At 70.1% G+C, this 16,901-nt stretch carries 17 protein-coding genes; 8 read left to right on the top strand and 9 right to left on the bottom strand.

The window, feature by feature from the left end:
• Positions 1-146: 146 nt before the first annotated feature.
• The 4 genes from K1J60_RS00575 to K1J60_RS00590 form a co-directional block, all read right to left on the bottom strand.
• The gene (locus tag K1J60_RS00575; protein ID WP_033527703.1) at positions 147-578 is read right to left on the bottom strand and encodes a tetratricopeptide repeat protein; all 432 of its coding nucleotides are present in this window, start codon (positions 576-578) and stop codon (positions 147-149) included.
• A 197-nt stretch (positions 579-775) separates the two neighbouring features.
• A complete protein-coding gene (locus K1J60_RS00580) occupies positions 776-1,234 on the bottom strand; it encodes a MarR family winged helix-turn-helix transcriptional regulator (protein WP_259407489.1) in 459 nt (152 codons plus the stop codon).
• Positions 1,235-1,248: 14 nt separating this feature from the next.
• Positions 1,249-1,587, bottom strand: coding sequence for a GNAT family N-acetyltransferase (locus K1J60_RS00585; protein WP_220644379.1), 339 nt, complete (start codon positions 1,585-1,587; stop codon positions 1,249-1,251).
• 21 nt (positions 1,588-1,608) lie between these two features.
• Positions 1,609-2,595: a pirin family protein gene (locus tag K1J60_RS00590; protein WP_220644380.1), complete on the bottom strand. Its 987-nt coding sequence runs from the start codon at positions 2,593-2,595 to the stop codon at positions 1,609-1,611.
• Between the two features lie 113 nt (positions 2,596-2,708).
• Here K1J60_RS00590 and K1J60_RS00595 point away from each other — a divergent pair, with 113 nt between their 5' ends.
• A complete protein-coding gene (locus K1J60_RS00595) occupies positions 2,709-3,209 on the top strand; it encodes a carboxymuconolactone decarboxylase family protein (protein ID WP_259407490.1) in 501 nt (166 codons plus the stop codon).
• 101 nt (positions 3,210-3,310) lie between these two features.
• A complete protein-coding gene (locus tag K1J60_RS00600) occupies positions 3,311-3,682 on the top strand; it encodes a DoxX family protein (protein WP_220644381.1) in 372 nt (123 codons plus the stop codon).
• Positions 3,683-3,814: 132 nt separating this feature from the next.
• Here K1J60_RS00600 and K1J60_RS00605 read toward each other — a convergent pair whose 3' ends face one another.
• Positions 3,815-4,282, bottom strand: coding sequence for a MarR family winged helix-turn-helix transcriptional regulator (locus K1J60_RS00605; RefSeq protein ID WP_220644382.1), 468 nt, complete (start codon positions 4,280-4,282; stop codon positions 3,815-3,817).
• Between the two features lie 157 nt (positions 4,283-4,439).
• The gene (locus K1J60_RS00610) at positions 4,440-5,390 is read right to left on the bottom strand and encodes an NmrA/HSCARG family protein (RefSeq protein WP_220644383.1); all 951 of its coding nucleotides are present in this window, start codon (positions 5,388-5,390) and stop codon (positions 4,440-4,442) included.
• A 187-nt stretch (positions 5,391-5,577) separates the two neighbouring features.
• Here K1J60_RS00610 and K1J60_RS00615 point away from each other — a divergent pair, with 187 nt between their 5' ends.
• Complete coding sequence (locus K1J60_RS00615) at positions 5,578-6,858, top strand: flavin-containing monooxygenase (protein WP_220644384.1); 1,281 nt, start codon at positions 5,578-5,580, stop codon at positions 6,856-6,858.
• A gap of 53 nt (positions 6,859-6,911) precedes the next feature.
• Here K1J60_RS00615 and K1J60_RS00620 read toward each other — a convergent pair whose 3' ends face one another.
• On the bottom strand, positions 6,912-8,036 hold the full coding sequence (locus K1J60_RS00620) for an FAD-dependent oxidoreductase (RefSeq protein ID WP_220644385.1): 1,125 nt from the start codon (positions 8,034-8,036) through the stop codon (positions 6,912-6,914).
• Between the two features lie 53 nt (positions 8,037-8,089).
• Between K1J60_RS00620 and K1J60_RS00625 the strand changes: the two genes are divergently transcribed.
• On the top strand, positions 8,090-8,782 hold the full coding sequence (locus K1J60_RS00625; protein WP_220644386.1) for a TetR/AcrR family transcriptional regulator: 693 nt from the start codon (positions 8,090-8,092) through the stop codon (positions 8,780-8,782).
• Between the two features lie 136 nt (positions 8,783-8,918).
• Here K1J60_RS00625 and hppD read toward each other — a convergent pair whose 3' ends face one another.
• A complete protein-coding gene (gene hppD / locus K1J60_RS00630) occupies positions 8,919-10,124 on the bottom strand; it encodes a 4-hydroxyphenylpyruvate dioxygenase (RefSeq protein ID WP_259407491.1) in 1,206 nt (401 codons plus the stop codon).
• A 203-nt stretch (positions 10,125-10,327) separates the two neighbouring features.
• Positions 10,328-10,999, bottom strand: coding sequence for an IclR family transcriptional regulator (locus tag K1J60_RS00635; protein ID WP_220644387.1), 672 nt, complete (start codon positions 10,997-10,999; stop codon positions 10,328-10,330).
• 226 nt (positions 11,000-11,225) lie between these two features.
• Between K1J60_RS00635 and K1J60_RS00640 the strand changes: the two genes are divergently transcribed.
• From K1J60_RS00640 to katG, 4 genes are all read left to right on the top strand, one after another.
• Entirely contained in the window at positions 11,226-12,407 is a 1,182-nt protein-coding gene (locus K1J60_RS00640; protein ID WP_220644388.1) for a homogentisate 1,2-dioxygenase, read from the top strand.
• Positions 12,404-13,282, top strand: coding sequence for a hypothetical protein (locus tag K1J60_RS00645; RefSeq protein WP_220644389.1), 879 nt, complete (start codon positions 12,404-12,406; stop codon positions 13,280-13,282). Before K1J60_RS00640 ends, K1J60_RS00645 begins: the two co-directional genes overlap by 4 nt.
• The gene (gene fahA, locus K1J60_RS00650) at positions 13,279-14,472 is read left to right on the top strand and encodes a fumarylacetoacetase (protein WP_220644390.1); all 1,194 of its coding nucleotides are present in this window, start codon (positions 13,279-13,281) and stop codon (positions 14,470-14,472) included. Before K1J60_RS00645 ends, fahA begins: the two co-directional genes overlap by 4 nt.
• 218 nt (positions 14,473-14,690) lie before the next feature.
• Complete coding sequence (katG, locus tag K1J60_RS00655; RefSeq protein ID WP_220644391.1) at positions 14,691-16,880, top strand: catalase/peroxidase HPI; 2,190 nt, start codon at positions 14,691-14,693, stop codon at positions 16,878-16,880.
• Positions 16,881-16,901 lie beyond the last annotated feature (21 nt).

Below are 16,901 nucleotides of genomic sequence, written 5' to 3' on the forward strand. Positions count from 1 at the left end.
ACGATGTCGGTCGGGCCCACCTCAGGGTGAGGTACAGCAGCTCACAGACGTACACGCGGACCGCCGTCTGCCGACCGCGCGCGGCTGCGGCCGGCTCGGTACACGGCTCGCGACCTGATCTGCGGGTGTGAGGGGTGGGTACCGGTTCACTCGTTGTCGGGGAACTCGCCCGCGAACGCACCGGCCATCCGCAGCCAGGGCTCCGCCTCGCCTTGGCGTCCCTGGCGCTGCAGAGTGCGTCCGAGCATCAGATGGGCGTAGTGCTCCACCGGGTCGCGTTCGACGATCACCCGCAACTGGTCCTCTGCGCGCCGCAGTTGCGCGGAATGGTAGTAGGCACGGGCCAGCAGCAGCCGGGGGCCGGTCTGCTCCGGGACCTCCTCGACCACGTCGACGAGCAGCTTCGCGGCACCGATGTAGTCCCGCGCGCCGAACAGCAGTTGGGCGCGTTCCCAACGCTCGGCGGTGGTCTCCTCGTGCGGCACTCCGACGCCGTTGTCGAACAGGTGCAGCGCGCTGGCCCACCGGTCGGGCGCCACCCCGCCGGTGGCCGGGTACGTCTGGAAGTCGTCGGTCATGGTCCCTTCCTCCCTTTCCCGGACGCGTCTTCACACGGTCCGGAGTGCGGCGTACCGCTGTCGAACGGCACGACGGACGCCACGTGCACACCGGCCAAGTGCCGGGAGCCCTTGTGCAGCACGTTCCCGCGTCTGGTTATTCCGCCCGCTCAGGTCGCTCGCCCATCTGCTCGCCCGCCGGCCCGCCGACCGCGAGATCACTTCTCCAGTTGCTCGATCACGCGGTGGCACACGCGGGCGAGCGTCCGGAGCTCGTCCGGGGTGAGGAGGTCGATGAAGAGCCAACAGACCGTCTCCACATGGCGGGGCGCCGCCTCCGCGATCGCCGTGCGCCCCTCGGGGGTGATGACCACGGACGCGCCGCGGCCGCCCTTGAGGCACCCCTCCCGGCCGACCAGACCACGCTTCACCATGCGGGCGACCTGGTGCGACAACCGGCTCCGTTCCCACTCCACGCTCCTCGCCAGGTCCGGGGGGCGCAGACGGCCGCCGGGCGCGTCCACGAGATGGACGAGCACCCGGTAGTCGGCGGCGGACAAGCGGAACTCCGCCTGCAGGGCGCGGGAGAGCCGTCCGCCGAGCTTCTCCTGCATCCGGACGAAGCGACACCAGGCGTTCTGCTCCGCCGGGCCGCGCCAGGGTGGCGTATCGGTCACTCGTGACTCCCTCGTCAGCGCGGTTCCCCCTCCAGCCAGTGCAGGACGTCGGGCGTCACCGGGTCGGCGATGTCGGCGAACTCGTCGTGCCGCTTGAGGTACGCGGCCACGTACGGGCAGACCGCCACGATCCGTTGCCCGGACTCGCGCACGTCGAGGAGCGCCCACCGGACCAGCTCGGCGCCAAGGCCCTGGCCGGTGAACGCCTCGTCGACCTCGGTGTGGAAGAAGACGCGTTGCGTGCCGCGGTCCCGGTAGGCCGTCAGCCCGACGCGTCGGCCGTCGAGACGTATCTCGTACAGCCGTTCGGCGTCCGCCCGCCGGACGATCCGGTCGACCGAGGGCTCACTCATGGGATGCCTTTCGTACGAAGGTCAGCGGCGCGGGGGGTTGGCGCGCGGCGCGATGACGGCGTTCGGCAGGGCGGGGGCCGGAAGACGGTGTCCGGGATGGCCCTCGACCTCGCCGAAACGGTCGGAACCCGCCTGCCACTCCTCCCGGGCCCGGACGATGTCCTCGTGGCTGCGGCCGATGAAGTTCCACCACATGACGATCTCCTCCCCGAAAGGAGGGCCGCCGAGCAGGATCGTGCGCGCGGGGGCGTCCGACTCGTTCACCACGGTCAGGGTGTCCGCGCCACAGGGGACGTACCCGAGTTCCGCGGGCCGCAGCACTGTGTCGATCAGGCGGACGTCCCCGCTGTCCACGAGGAGCCCGTGCTCGAAGGCGGGGTCCACCGCGAGAGTGACGGACGCGTGCGGTTCGAGGACGATCTCGGCGCCGAGCAGCGGCGTGAAGGTCCGCACCGGCGACGTGCTGCCGGCGAGCGAGCCGAGGAAGACCTTGAGCTCGGCCCCGTCGACCCGCTCAAGGGCGGGCACGTGGTGCTGGAAGTCGCGAGCGGCGTTCCGGTGCTCCTCGGGCAACGCCACCCACAGCTGGACGCCGTGGATGACGGAGGCGTCCGGGGTGGAGACCTCCGAGTGGGCGATGCCGTGTCCGCCGGTCATGAGGTTCAGCTCGCCGGGCCGGACGAGGGCGTGCGTACCGAGGGTGTCGCGGTGTTCGATCTCGCCACTGAACAGCCAGCTCACCGTCTGCAGACCGGTGTGCGGATGCGGGGGTACGTCCATGCCCGCCGCACCGGCGTCGGCAGGGCCGTAGTGGTCGGCGAAGCACCAGGCCCCGATCAGTGTGCGGGCGCGCTGTGGCAGCGTCCGGCGTACACGCAGGGCGCGGGGCCCGCCCAGGGGCACGTCACGCGCCGACAGCACCTCGACCCGGGGCCCACGGGCCGAGGGGTCGCCGTCCACGGACGAACCGCACGCCAGTGCCGCGGGTTCCACTTCCACGTCGCTCACCGGGGATCCCCTCCAACGTTCTAGTTGTCACATCAACTATGATGCCACGAGAGCGGACCGGCGGCTACAGCACGCAGAGGGCGTGCGACGCCGGCCCACCCGGGAGACGTGAAGTGAGCGAGCACATCGATGGACCCGCACCGCGGAGGATCTTCGTCGACAAGCAGAGCCCCCAGGCCTTCCAGGCCATGGTGAAGGCCTCGGAGGCGGTGAGCGCGACGGCCGCGGAGGCAGGGCTCGACCGCACGACCGTGGAGCTGATCAACCTCCGCGTGTCACAACTGAACGGCTGCGCCTACTGCCTCGACCTGCACACACGAAGGGCGCTGCGCGCGGGCGAGTCGGCACGGAGACTGGGGGTCCTGACGGCCTGGCGGGACACCGGCCTGTTCACCCCCGGGGAGCGCGCGGCGCTGGCGCTGGCGGAGGCGACGACCGATCCGACCGGCTCCGCCGCCCAGGAGGCCGCGTACGAAGCCGCCCGCCGGGTCCTCACCGAGGACCAGATCTCGGCGGTGATCTGGGTGGCGATCACCATCGGCGCGTTCAATCGCGTCTCCGTCATGAGCGGGTACCCCGTAGAGGCACCCCGTTCAGGCCCTGCGGAGTTTTGATTGACGAGTCATCCACCCGCTCCCTATGCTGGGCCGTTGATGCATCAACCATCACTCGTGGCCTACCGCTCCGGCGCGGCCCCCTCGAAGGGAATCGCCCCATGTACATCGCCGCCGCCGTTCTCAGTGTGCTTCTCGCCCTCGGTTCGCTCGCCGCGGGTGCGCCCAAGGCCCTGCTGAAGGGCGACGTACCCGCGGCGCTCCGGTCCCACATGGGGCTGAGCGCGGGCCTCGTCCGCTTCATCGGCGTGGCCGAGGTGGCCGCGGCCGTCGGCTTGGTCATCGGGCTCTTCTGGCAGCCTTTGGGCATCGCGGCGGCCCTGGGCCTGGTCGTCACGATGATCGGAGCGGTGGGCTTCCACGCCAAGGCCGGCGACTACGCCGACCCGACCACCCGCAACAACGCCCTGAGCCCCCTCGCCTTCCTGCTCCTCGCCGCGGCCACCGCGGTGACGCTCGGACTGGCCATGTGAGTGCGGCGCGGGCGGGCGGTCCTCCGAACCGGTGTCCCCGCTCCCCCGCCAGGCCGGCGGACCCTCCAGTCAGGGGGTCGCCTCCGGTCAGGGAGATTCCCTCATCCAGGCCGGGCCCGGCCTGTTCACTGTTCAGACCTGGTCTTCGTCCAGCTTGCCGATGACACGTTCGGAGATCTCGGCCAGGACCCGCAGTTCGGCCGGCGTGACATGGTCCATGAACAGCTCACGCACCGCCTCGACATGACGCGGGGCGGCTGCTTCGATGGCCGCCCGACCGACGTCCGTGATCACCACGTAGGCCCCGCGCCCGTCCTCGGCGCACTCCTCCCGCACCACCATGCCCCGCCCGGCCATCCTGGCGATGTGGTGGGACATCCGGCTCTTCTCCCACTCCAGCGCACGCGCCAGGTCCTGGTACCGCTGCCGTCCGTCCGGCGAGTCCGTCAAATGGACCAGCACCGCGAAGTCCGCGGGCGACACGTTCGACTCCGACTGCAGCATGCGCCCCAGACGGCCGCCGAGCCGCTCATGCAACCGCACGAAGCCGCGCCATGCGCGCTGCTCCTCAGGCGTCAGCCATCGCACTGTCTCTCCCATGAAGAAAGTGTAAACGTAGTTGACAGTTCACCGAATGCCTGGACTCCGGTGCGAGCCCCGTGCCGCGGAACGAAACGCCGTCACCCCGGCAGGCCGGGCGGGCCTACCGGGATGACGGGTGAAGCGGGTGGAGCGAGCAGGCGGGAGGGGCGCCAGGTCAGCCCACCTGGATGCCGGCGGCGTTCTCGGCCAGCCAGTCGTCGAAGCTCTTGAGCGCGGGGTGGATCTTCCGGATTCCGTCCAGGTCACGGGCGCCGGTGAACTCCTGGTCGAAGTCGCCGTAGTACTGGAACATGTTGCCGATCTCGTCGCCCGCCGGGACGCCGAGGGAGCGGAAGACGTCGTAGGGCACGGCCTGGAAGCGCACCGGCTCGCCGATGGCGGCCCCGATCTTCTCCGCGTACTGCGCGCCGGTCAGGTGGTCGCCCGCCAGTCCGACGGTGCGCCCGATGAAGCGCTCACCGCCCTTGAGGATGGCGAGTGTGGTGTGGCCGATGTCGTTCACATCGACGCCGGCCAGCAGCTTGCCGTCCTCGAGGGGCAGGGTCAGCGTCAGCACGCCGTCCTCGCCCCGCTTGGGGCCCAGCATCGACTGGAAGCCCTGGAAGAAGAAGGTGGTGTTCAGGAAGGTGGTCGGCACCCCGGCCCGGCGGAACAGCTCGTTGGCCTCACCCTTGGCGTCGAAGTGCGGCACGTTGTACTTCTCCTGGAGAACGGGCATCCGCTCGTCCTCCAGCGGCAGCAGCTCGCGGGTGTCCTCCAGCGTCGACCACACCACGTGGCGCAGGCCCGCGGCCGCGGCCGCCCGGACCAGGACCTCGACCTCCTCGGTCTCCTTGGCAGCCGAGCCGTGCGCCCAGAAGTTGGTGACCAGGAAGGCTCCGTACGCCCCCTCGAACGCCTTGTGCACCGACGGCTCGTCGTAGAAGTCCGCCCGTACGACCTCCGCGCCGAGCTCGGCCAGTTCCTTGGCGGCGGGCGCGTCCGGGTTCCGGGTCAGCGCGCGCACGGTGAAGCCCGAGTCCGCGTCGGCCAGGATCGCCCGCGCGACACCGCCACCCTGTGCGCCCGTGGCTCCGGCGACCGCGATGACCTTCTTGTCACTCATGCCAGCTACCCCTGTCCAGGAGAGAATTGTGTTGATGCATCAACTAAAGCAGGGATGCGTTGACACGTCAACCAGAGCCCATCCCCGGCGACCCGCACGCCTCGAAGGTCCGGGCGGCAAGGAATAGATGACGTATCATCCTGTTCACCCTTACGTGCGGTCCCGTAGCCCCGACGAGGAGTTCACGATGCAGTTCGGCGTTTTCAGCGTTGGCGACATCTCTCCCGACCCGCTCACCGGTCAGACCCAGAGCGAGGCCGAGCGGACCGGCAACATCATCAAGGTCGCCCGGCGCGCGACGGACACTGACGGCGGGCGGGTCGTGAGCGGACCGACGGACACTGACGGCGGGCGCGCGACCGTCGTGGTCATAGGCGGTGGGCAGTCCGGTCTCTCGGCCGGCTACCACCTCAAGCGGCGCGGCTTCACCAGCGCTCCGACAGACCCGGACGGCGCTCGGACCTTCGTGGTGCTCGACGCCGAACCGGCGGCCGGCGGGGCGTGGCGGCACCGCTGGGAGTCGCTGCGGATGAACACCGTGAACGGCATCTTCGACCTGCCCGACTTCCCGCAGCCGCCGGTGGACCCCGACGAGCCCAGCCGTACGGCCGTGCCGCGCTACTTCGCCTCGTTCGAGCAGGCGACCGACCTGCCGATCCTGCGACCGGTGACCGTCGGCGCCGTACGACCGCTGGACGGCCGCCCCGACGGTGACCTGGCCGTGGAATCGAGCGCGGGGACCTGGATCACGCGGGCGGTCATCAACGCCACCGGTACCTGGACCAACCCCGTCCGTCCCCGCTACCCGGGGCAGGAGAGCTTCACCGGGTTCCAGTCGCACACCCACGACTACGTCTCGGCCGACCGGTTCGCGGGCCTCAGGGTCGCCGTCGTCGGTGGTGGCATCTCGGCGCTCCAACAGTTGGAGGAGATCTCCCGCGTGGCCACCACGTACTGGTACACGCGGCGCGAACCCGTCTTCCTGGAGGGCGGGTTCGACCCCGAGGTCGAAGGCCGCCGAATCATCGCCCGGGTCGCGGACGACGTGGCGGCGGGCAGGCCCACCGGAAGCGTCGTCTCGTACACCGGCCTGGGCTGGACCCCGTACGCCGTGGCGGCGAAGGAGCGCGGGGCCCTCGTACGTCGCCCCATGTTCACCGCGCTGGAACCCAGCGGTGTGCGCGAGGCGGACGGTTCCTTCACGACCGTCGACGCGATCCTGTGGGCCACGGGCTTCAAGGCCGCGCTGTCGCACCTGGACCCACTGCGGCTGCGCAACGAGCTCGGCGGGATCACCATGCGGGGCACCCAGGTGGCCGGCGAACCACGCGTGCATCTGGTCGGCTTCGGCCCGTCCCAGTCCACGGTGGGCTCCAACCGCGCGGGGCGTCAGGCTGTCAACAGCCTGCTCCGGCAGTGGGAGGGCCCGCGAGGAGGATCGGGCCGACTCGTGGCGGTGGCGGACTGAGGGGTGCGTTCGGCGCATCTCCCGTGAGGTGGCGGCGCTCTCGCGCCCGGTGGTCAGGACGACTGGACTTCCTCGAAAAGGGCCAGGGCCTGGGCCGGGTCCGGGCTGACGAGACGCTCCAGCCCTGCAGTCGTGATCTTCGCCCATCTTTCGGCCCGTTCCCACATCCGTTCCTCGAAGGCGCGGACGGCCTCGTCCAGGTCTCCGGGGCCGGAAGCAGCGGCGACGGCCTCGGCGAGTTCGGCGCCGTCCAGCATCGCGAGGTTCGCTCCCGCACCCAGTGGGGGCATCAGATGGGCGGCGTCGCCGAGGAGCGTCACCCCGGGGACGTGGTTCCATGTGTGGGAGACGGGCAGGGCGTACAGGGGGCGGTGGACGAAAGCGGTGCCGTGGCGGAGGAGGCCGAGGACGGGAGCGGCCCATCCGTCGAAGAGAGCCAGCAGACCCGATCGGACGGCCTCGACGTCGGCCGGACCCGAGCCCGAGTGCCGATCCAGCGGCGCGCGGAACTGGGCGTACACCCTGACGTGACCGCCGCTGTTGCGCTGGGCGACGAGAGCCCGGTTCGCGCCGTACACGCCCACGGAACCGTCGCCGACCAACCGGGCGAGGTCGGGGTGGCGGGTGTCGATGTCGTCCAGGGAGGTCTCGACCGAGGTGACGCCGGTGTAGTGCGGCGTCACCGACGAGACTGCCGGGCGGACCCGGGACCAGGCGCCGTCCGCTCCGACCACGAGGTCGAACGTCTCCCGGCGCCCGTCCTCGAAGTGGACCACCGCGCCGTCCCCGGTGCCCGGCACCACCTGTGTCACCCCCCGCCCCCAGCTGATGTCGAGCGGACCGAGCAGCAGGTCACGGAGTTGCCCGCGGTCGATCTCGGGATGGGCGCGGTCGTCCGGGCGGGGCCGCCAGTCACGCAGGACGGTCCCGGCCGTGTCCAGGATCCGCATGGCCTGCCCCTCGGGACGAGACAACGTCTGAAATTCGGCCAGCAACCCGGCCTTGTCCAGAGCGAGTTGGCCCAGCCCTTCGTGCAGGTCCAGCGTGCCGCCCGGCGGGCGGGCGTCGGGTGCGGGATCGCGTTCGAGGAGAGCGACGGGGTGATCATGGCGGTGCAGGACGCGGGCGAAGGTCAGGCCGGCAGGACCGCTTCCGACCACGGCGATGCGATGTGTCATGACGATACACTGTATTGAACCGATACAACGCATCGCAACAGTACGATGTGGCCATGACTGTGTGGGACCGACCGGAGCCGCCGACCCGCCCCGTGCCGCTCGACCGGGAGCGGATCGTGGCCGCCGCCGTCGCGCTGGCCGACGAGGGCGGACTGGAGGCGGTGTCGTTGCGCAAGGTCGCCGCCCGGTTGGACGCCGGTCCCATGCGGCTGTACGGATACATCTCCACCAAGGAGGAGCTCTTCGACCTCATGGTGGACGAGGTCCACGCCGAGATCCTCCCCGAGGAGCAGCCCGGTGACTGGCGGGAGGCGCTGAGCGTCCTCGCCCACCGCACCAGGCGGACCGCTCTCCGGCACGAGTGGCTGGCCGACCTGCTCGGCGGCCGCCCGGCCCTGGGGCCGAACGCCCTCGCCGTCACCGAGGCCACGCTGGCCCCCCTCGTCGGCCGCGCCGACATCGACACCGTCATGCGCGCCGTGGAGACGGTCAGCGCTTACTTCACCGGCGCCATCAGGCGCGAGATCGCGAATCTGCGGGCCGAGCGCGCCACGGGCCTGTCCAAGCTGGACTGGCAGCGCGCCTTGGGCCCGCACGTGACGAAGATGCTGGCCACGGGCCGCTTCCCGGCGCTGGCCGAGGCCGTGCACGACGGCACGGACGTGGACGCCGAGGCTTCCTTCACGACCGGCCTGGACTGGGTCCTCGACGCCGTGGCCGCCAAGCTCACCCGACCGCAGGCGTGACGCCCGGCGCTCCGGCACGCTGCCCCGACCACCGAAGTGGCCACGGTGGAGCGGCCGTTGACACCGGCGACGACGCGACGCGGACCACCGCCGGGCCCGGCGGTGGTCCGCGTCGCGTCGAAAGACGCCTCCGCCGCTAGAAGTTGCCGCGCTTCTCCTGCTCGCGCTCGATCGCCTCGAAGAGGGCCTGGAAGTTGCCCTTGCCGAAGCCGAGGGAGCCGTGGCGTTCGATGAACTCGAAGAACACGGTGGGCCGGTCGCCGATCGGCTTGGTGAAGATCTGCAGCAGGTAACCGTCCTCGTCGCGGTCGACGAGGATGCCGCGCGAGGCCAGTTCCTCGATGGGTACGCGGACGTGACCGATGCGGGCGCGCAGTTCCGGGTCGGTGTAGTAGCTCTCGGGCGTGGCGAGGAACTCGACACCCTTGGCCCGCAGCACGTCGACGGTCCTGATGATGTCGTTGGTGGCGAGGGCGAGGTGCTGGGCGCCGGGACCGCGGTAGAAGTCGAGGTACTCGTCGATCTGCGAACGCTTCTTCGCGATCGCCGGCTCGTTGAGCGGGAACTTCACCCGGTGGTTCCCGCTGGCGACGACCTTGCTCATCAGCGCCGAGTACTCGGTGGCGATGTCGTCGCCGATGAACTCGGCCATGTTGGTGAAGCCCATGACACGGTTGTAGAAGTCGACCCACTCGTCCATGTGCCCGAGTTCGACGTTGCCCACGACGTGGTCGAGTGCCTGGAAGATGCGCTTGGGCTCGTTCTCGGGCTTCACGTAGCCCGAGGTCCGGGCCACGTATCCGGGCAGGTAGGGGCCGGTGTAGCGGGAGCGGTCCACCAGGGTGTGGCGGGTCTCGCCGTACGTAGCGATGGCCGCCGTACGGACGGTGCCGTGCTCGTCGGCGATGTCGTGCGGTTCCTCCAGCACGGTCGCGCCCTGCGCGCGGGCGTGCTCGACGCACTTGTCGACGTCGGGCACCTCCAGGGCGATGTCGATCACGCCGTCACCGTGGCGGCGGTGGTGGTCCAGCAGGGGACTGTCCGGGTCGACGCCGCCCTTGAGCACGAACCGGATCGCTCCGGAGCGGAGCACGAACGCGTGGTGGTCGCGGTTGCCGGTCTCCGGTCCGGAGTAGGCAACCAGTTCCATCCCGAAGACCACCTGGAAGAACGACGACGCCTGGGTCGCGTTGCCCACCGACCAGACCACCGCGTCCCATCCGGTCACCGGGAAGGGGTCGCCCTGTGCGTCGTACTCCACGAGCCCGACCAGCTGCTTGAGCTGCTGCAGGTCGAGCTCCGCCAGACGTTCCTGGCTCGTGAGGGTCTCTTCCACACTCATGCGTCGTCCCTTTCGGCGTGCCTGTCTGCAACGTGTGGCGGTCAGGAGACACCGACCCCCCTCACCTGCACAAGAGTCGCCTTCAGGGCTGTTCAAGCTGCTCAGTTTGCCCTGCTCTTCCCGGCTTCTTATATACAATCTGACCAGTCGCCGTGGAACGCGGCGGCGTCCGCGCCGGAGGCGTACGGTGACGCCCGGCTCCGTCAGGCCCTGCCGAGGAACGCCAGCCGCGCGGCCGCCTCCTTCACCCGGGCGGCGACCGACTCGATGTCGAAGTCGTACATGGCCACGACACCGACCGAGGCACCCACCGCGCCGGGCACTTCGAAGCCCACCGCGATCCCGGTGGCGCCCTGCTGCAGTTGCCCCGAGGTGATGCTGTAGCCCGACTCCCTGGCGCGCGCGATCTCCTCGGGCTCGTCCGGCCAGGGCGGCTGCAACGCGAGGATGGCGATGCCGTTCGCCCCGCGCTCCAGCGGATGCCGGACGCCGATGCGGTAGCCCACCTGGACAGGGCCGTGCTGGACGGTCGGCTGGGCACCCGCCACGGGGACGCACTCCCGCGCGCCGTGCGCCACCGTCAGAAAGGCGGAGGCGCTGGTGCCGTCGGCGAGTTCCTGCAGGACCGGCTGAGCGGCCAGGACCAGCTGGTGCTGGAACCGCCCCGCCAGCGTCGCGGCCCCGGCGCCGAGCCGCACCCGCTTGCCCTGCCGGGAGACCAGCGCGTGCTCCTCCAGTGTCCGCACGATCCGGTACGCGATGGCCCGGTCGATCTCCAGCTGCGCCGCCAGGTCCGCCACCGTCAGGCCATCGGCCGTCAGCGAGATCAGGTCCAGAGCCCGAAGCCCACGATCCAGGCCTTGCAGGGTGGCCATCGACACCTCCTGATCCCGCGGCCGCGCACGGCACTCGCGGAAACCGACAGATCTTCCTCGGGCGCCACGTTAGGGCACGTCACACCTGCGAGTGACGCCGACCGACCTTGACTGGGATGTCACCGGGACCTAACTTCGCCTTGTCGCTACCATCGCACAAAAATGTGCGCTGAGCGCACAAACGTCTCGCGCGGGCACCACGACTCCGAGTCACGAGGAGAGAGACTTGCCGTACTACCACCGGGCGGGCGAGGTTCCGCCGAAACGGCACACCCAGCACCGGGACCCGGACGGGAACCTCTACTACGAGGAGCTGATGGGCGAGGAGGGGTTCTCCTCGGACTCCTCGCTGCTCTACCACCGGCACATCCCGTCGGCGGTGCGGGGGTTCCGGGTGTGGGACCTCGGCGACCAGTCCCTGGTCCCCAACCACCCGCTGGTGCCCCGCCACCTCTCCACGCACAAGCTGTTCGCGGACGGCGGGTCCGGCATCGACGCGGTGACCGGCCGCAGGCTGCTGCTGGGCAACGAGGACGTACGGCTGGCCTATGTCGTGGCCGACACGGTCAGTCCCTACTACCGCAACGCGATCGGCGACGAGTGCCTCTACGTCGAGGACGGCCGGGCACGCGTGGAGACGGTCTTCGGCGAGCTGGAGGTCGGCGACGGGGACTATGTGATCGTCCCGCGGGCGACCACGTACCGGATCGTCCCGGACGGGGCCGTACGCATCTACGCGATCGAGGCCAACTCGCACATGGGGCCCGCGCGGCGCTATCTGTCCAGGCACGGCCAACTGCTGGAGCACGCGCCGTACTGCGAGCGCGACTTCCGCCTCCCTGTCGGGCCGAGGCCCGTCGAGAGCGAGGACGTCGAGGTGTACATCAAGCACCGGGGAGCGGGCGGCGTCGTGGGGACCGTCCACACGCTGCCCAACCACCCCTTCGACGTCGTCGGCTGGGACGGCTGTCTCTACCCGTACGTGTTCAACATCCGCGACTTCGAGCCCCTCACCGGCCGGGTCCACCAACCGCCGCCGGTCCACCAGGTCTTCGAGGGCCACAACTTCGTGATCTGCAACTTCGTGCCGCGCAAGGTGGATTACCACCCGCTGTCCGTCCCGGTGCCGTACTACCACTCCAACGTCGACTCCGACGAGGTGATGTTCTACTGCGGCGGGGACTACGAGGCCCGCAAGGGCTCCGGAATCGGACAGGGGTCGATCTCCCTGCACCCCGGCGGCCACCCCCACGGTCCCCAGCCGGGCGCCATGGAACGGTCGATCGGGGCGGAGTTCTTCGACGAACTCGCGGTCATGGTCGACACCTTCCGCCCTCTCCAGCTCGGTGAGGCCGCCCGCGCGACGGACGACGGCACGTACGTCCACTCGTGGGAGCAGAACCGATGAGCGCCCCACGCCCACCGGAGATCCCCCCGGTACTCGCCGGTCTGTTCGACGACGCGGCGGTCTTCCCGCCCGGCAGTCTGCCCCTCGACGAGGCCGTCCCGGCCCACGTGGCGCACACCCGTGGCGCCCATGCCGGGCTGGTCGGCGCGTTCGTCCTCGCCGCCAAGGACGTCGAGCGGCTGGGCGAACTGACCGAAGACCTCGCCGAAGGGTCCTTCGACCTCTCGGTGACCGTGCCGCTGCCGGATGTCTCCGACGCTGTCGCCGCCGCACACCGGATCCCGGCCGTGCGGCTGGTCGGGCTGGAGGTCTCCGTCCCGGACACGGTCACCGCCGACGCGGTCGTTCCCGCCCTGGCCGAGGCGGTCGACGACGCCACCGACGCCACGGTCTACGTCGAGGTGCCGCGCGACGCCCGGCGCGAGCCGCTGCTGGCCGCACTCGCCGGGACCCCCTACCTGGCCAAGTTCCGCACCGGAGGCGTACGGGCCGACCTCTACCCCGACGAGCGTGAACTCGCCGCGGCCGTCCTGGCCGCGACGCGGTCCGGGGTGGCGTTCAAGGCGACCGCGGGTCTGCACCACGCGCTGCGCAACACCGATCCGGAGACCGGGTGCGAACAGCACGGGTTCCTCAACCTGCTCGTGGCCACCGATGCCGCCCTCCACGGTGCCGAGGAGGCGACGTTGGTCGAGCTGCTGGCCGACCGCGACGGCGAACGCATCGCCGAGCGGGTGCGCGCCCTGTCACCCCGAGTCCGTGACATGTTCCGCTCGTTCGGCACCTGCTCCGTCGCCGAACCCGCCATCGAGTCGGCCGGGTGGGGGCTGCTGCCGGCCACGACGATCACCGACCTGACCGAGGTGTCCGCATGACCAGCACCATCCGACCGACCGTCCCCGCCGACTCACTGTTCGGCCTGACCAATCTGCCCTACGGCGTCTACTCGGTGCCCGGTCGGGAACCGCGCGTGGCGACCCGCTACGGCGACCACGTCATCGATCTGGCCGTGCTGCTGGACGACGACGTCTTCGCCCGGCCGAGCCTCAACGCCTTCATGGCGCAGGGCCACGCCCGCTGGGTCGAGGTCCGGGCAGCGATCACCGAGCGGCTCGTGGACCGCGTCCCCACGGAGGCGGTCCACGACCTGGGCACGGTCACCCTGCACCTGCCGTTCGAGGTCGCCGACTACGTCGACTTCTACGCCTCCGAACACCACGCCTCGAACCTGGGCAGGCTCTTCCGGCCCGACAACCCGGACCCGCTGCTGCCGAACTGGAAGCACCTTCCGGTCGGCTACCACGGCCGGGCGGCCTCCGTCGTCGTCTCGGGCACGGACATCGCGCGGCCCTCGGGGCAACGCAAGGGCCCGCAGGACCCGACGCCGGTCTTCGGCCCCTCGACCCGCCTCGACATCGAGGCCGAACTCGGCTTCGTCGTCGGGACCGGCAACGCCATGGGCGACCGCATCGGCGCCGAGGACGCGGAGCGGCACATCTTCGGGGTGGTGCTCTTCAACGACTGGTCCGCACGCGACATCCAGGCCTGGGAGTACGTACCGCTCGGCCCCAACCTGGGCAAGTCGTTCGCCTCGACGATCTCGCCGTGGGTGGTACCGCTGCTCGCCCTGGACGCCGCCCGGGTCCCGGTCCCGCCGCAGGAGCCGGCCGTGCTGCCGTATCTGCGGATGGCACGGCCGTGGGGGCTCGACGTCGACCTCACGGTCGCCTGGAACGGCCAGGTGGTCTCCCGGCCGCCGTACTCGGCGATGTACTGGTCCCCCGCCCAGATGCTGGCGCACCAGACCGTCAACGGCGCGCCCTCGCGCACCGGTGACCTGTTCGCCTCCGGCACCGTATCCGGCCCGGAGAAGGAGCAGCGCGGTGCGTTCATCGAACTGACCTGGGGCGGCAAGGAGCCCATCACCGTCGACGGCCGACCGCGCACGTTCCTGGAGGACGGGGACGAGGTCGTCCTCACCGCCACGGCCCCGGGCGCCGACGGAACCCGGATCGGCTTCGGCGAGGCCCGCGGCCGGATCATCAGCGGCAAGCAGGAGGCGTGAGGAGCAAGAGCTGGTCCCGGACACAGCCGGCCGAGCGGATCAAGGAGGAACCGCCCCGCGACCACCCGTGGAAAGGAGGAATTTCCTCGCCCGTTTGTCATGCGAGGGTGCCCTGCGTGTTTCGTGGCGGTGCCGTCCGCGGTGCGCGACCATACGGACGCCGACATCACATTCCTCGGCATGGTGCGCGGAAACACCGAGACAGAAAGTAGGACGACGTGTCCGGCAGCGAAAGCGAGAACCCGGCAATCCCCTCCCCCACTCCCACGCGGACTCGCCCCAGGACGAATCGGGACTGGTGGCCGAATCAGCTGGACCTTCAAGTTCTCCACCAGCACTCGTCCAGCTCGAATCCCATGGACCAGGACTTCGACTACGCGGATGAGTTCGCGACACTCGACCTCGACGCGCTGAAGCAGGACGTCTTCGACGTGATGACGACGTCGCAGGACTGGTGGCCCGCCGACTACGGCCACTACGGCCCCCTGTTCATCCGGATGAGCTGGCACGCCGCGGGCACCTACCGGACAGCCGACGGCCGCGGCGGTGGCGGCAGCGGCGCTCAGCGCTTCGCGCCCCTCAACAGTTGGCCGGACAACGCGAGTCTCGACAAAGCGCGCCGTTTGTTGTGGCCGGTGAAGCAGAAGTACGGACAGAAGATCTCCTGGGCCGACCTTCTGGTTTTCGCCGGTAACTGTGCCATGGAATCCATGGGGTTCAAGACGTTCGGGTTCGGATTCGGGCGAGAGGACATCTGGGAACCCGAGGAAATCTTCTGGGGGGCCGAGGACATCTGGCTCGGGGACGAGCGTTACAGCGGCGACCGGGAACTCGCCGCTCCCTTCGGTGCCGTGCAGATGGGACTGATCTACGTCAACCCGGAGGGTCCGAACGGAAATCCGGATCCGCTGGCCGCCGCGCGGGACATTCGCGAGACGTTCGGGCGCATGGCGATGAACGACGAGGAGACGGTCGCGCTCATCGTCGGCGGCCACACGTTCGGCAAGTGCCATGGCGCGGTCGACCCCGAGTACATCGGCCCCGAACCCGAGGCCGCGCCCGTGGAGCAGCAGGGTCTCGGCTGGCGGAACAGGTACGGCAGCGGCAAGGGCCCCGACGCGCTCACCAGTGGGCTCGAAGGTGCCTGGACCACCGCGCCGACCCGGTGGGACAACGGGTACCTGGACAACCTGTTCGGGTACGAATGGGAGCTGACGACGAGCCCCGCCGGTGCCAAGCAGTGGACACCCACGGATCCCTCGGCCAGGGGGACGGTGCCCGATGCCCATGATCCGTCGAGGAGCCACGCTCCCATGATGCTGACGACCGATCTCGCGCTGAAGCTGGATCCGGTCTACGGCCCGATCTCGAAGAGCTTCCACGAGAACCCGGACAGGCTCGCGGAGGCCTTCGCCAAGGCGTGGTACAAGCTGTTGCACCGTGACATGGGGCCCATCACGCGCTACCTCGGCCCGTGGGTGCCCGAGCCGCAGCTGTGGCAGGACCCCGTCCCCGAGGTCGATCACGAGCTCGTCGGGGACGCGGACATCGCCGCGCTGAAGACCAGGATCCTCGCCTCGGGACTGTCGATCTCCCAGCTGGTCACCACCGCCTGGGCGTCCGCGGCGAGCTTCCGCGGCACCGACAAGCGGGGCGGGGCCAACGGGGCCCGGATCCGGCTCGCGCCGCAGCGGGACTGGGAGGTCAACCAACTGGCCGAGGTCGCGGAGGTGTTGGAGACGCTGGAGCGGATCCGGGAGGACTTCACCGGCGCACAGGCCGGCGGCACCAGGATCTCGCTCGCCGACCTGATCGTCCTCGGCGGCTGCGCGGCGGTCGAGCAGGCCGCGAGGAACGCCGGGCACGACATCACCGTCCCGTTCGCACCGGGGCGCACGGACGCCTCGCAGGAACAGACCGACGTGGAGTCGTTCGCCGTGCTCGAACCCAGGGCCGACGGGTTCCGGAACTACCTCCAGGCGGGAGAGAAGCTGTCTCCGGAGACACTGCTGCTGGACCGCGCCAACCTGTTGACGCTGACGGCTCCCGAGATGACGGTGCTGATCGGTGGCATGCGGACCCTGGACACGGGCTTCGGGCGATCCCCGCACGGTGTCTTCACCCACCGGCCGGAGACATTGACCAACGACTTCTTCGTCAACCTGCTGGACATGGGCACGGAGTGGAAGGCGTCGACCTCGGACGAGAACGTGTTCGAGGGCCGGGACCGCGCCACGGGTGAACTCAAGTGGACCGCCACCGCGGTCGACCTGGTCTTCGGTTCACACTCCCAGCTCCGAGCGGTGTCGGAGGTCTATGCGGCCCAGGACGCGGGACCCAAGTTCGTGCGTGACTTCGTGGCCGCGTGGGACAAGGTGATGAACCTCGACCGGTTCGACCTGGCCTGAGCCGTCGGTCCCGTCGGGGGC

It is taken from the genome of Streptomyces akebiae, from assembly GCF_019599145.1.
GTDB lineage: Bacteria > Actinomycetota > Actinomycetes > Streptomycetales > Streptomycetaceae > Streptomyces > Streptomyces akebiae.

Excerpts from the sequence above, each read along its gene's own strand:
- K1J60_RS00645 (WP_220644389.1), top strand. The coding sequence starts at position 12,404 with ATGAGCGCCCCACGCCCACCGGAGATCCCCCCGGTACTCGCCGGTCTG.
- K1J60_RS00635 (WP_220644387.1), bottom strand. The coding sequence starts at position 10,999 with ATGGCCACCCTGCAAGGCCTGGATCGTGGGCTTCGGGCTCTGGACCTG.
- K1J60_RS00620 (WP_220644385.1), bottom strand. The coding sequence starts at position 8,036 with ATGACACATCGCATCGCCGTGGTCGGAAGCGGTCCTGCCGGCCTGACC.
- K1J60_RS00600 (WP_220644381.1), top strand. The coding sequence starts at position 3,311 with ATGTACATCGCCGCCGCCGTTCTCAGTGTGCTTCTCGCCCTCGGTTCG.
- K1J60_RS00575 (WP_033527703.1), bottom strand. The coding sequence starts at position 578 with ATGACCGACGACTTCCAGACGTACCCGGCCACCGGCGGGGTGGCGCCC.
- K1J60_RS00585 (WP_220644379.1), bottom strand. The coding sequence starts at position 1,587 with ATGAGTGAGCCCTCGGTCGACCGGATCGTCCGGCGGGCGGACGCCGAA.
- hppD (WP_259407491.1), bottom strand. The coding sequence starts at position 10,124 with ATGAGTGTGGAAGAGACCCTCACGAGCCAGGAACGTCTGGCGGAGCTC.
- fahA (WP_220644390.1), top strand. The coding sequence starts at position 13,279 with ATGACCAGCACCATCCGACCGACCGTCCCCGCCGACTCACTGTTCGGC.
- K1J60_RS00625 (WP_220644386.1), top strand. The coding sequence starts at position 8,090 with ATGACTGTGTGGGACCGACCGGAGCCGCCGACCCGCCCCGTGCCGCTC.
- K1J60_RS00610 (WP_220644383.1), bottom strand. The coding sequence starts at position 5,390 with ATGAGTGACAAGAAGGTCATCGCGGTCGCCGGAGCCACGGGCGCACAG.
- K1J60_RS00605 (WP_220644382.1), bottom strand. The coding sequence starts at position 4,282 with ATGGGAGAGACAGTGCGATGGCTGACGCCTGAGGAGCAGCGCGCATGG.
- K1J60_RS00615 (WP_220644384.1), top strand. The coding sequence starts at position 5,578 with ATGCAGTTCGGCGTTTTCAGCGTTGGCGACATCTCTCCCGACCCGCTC.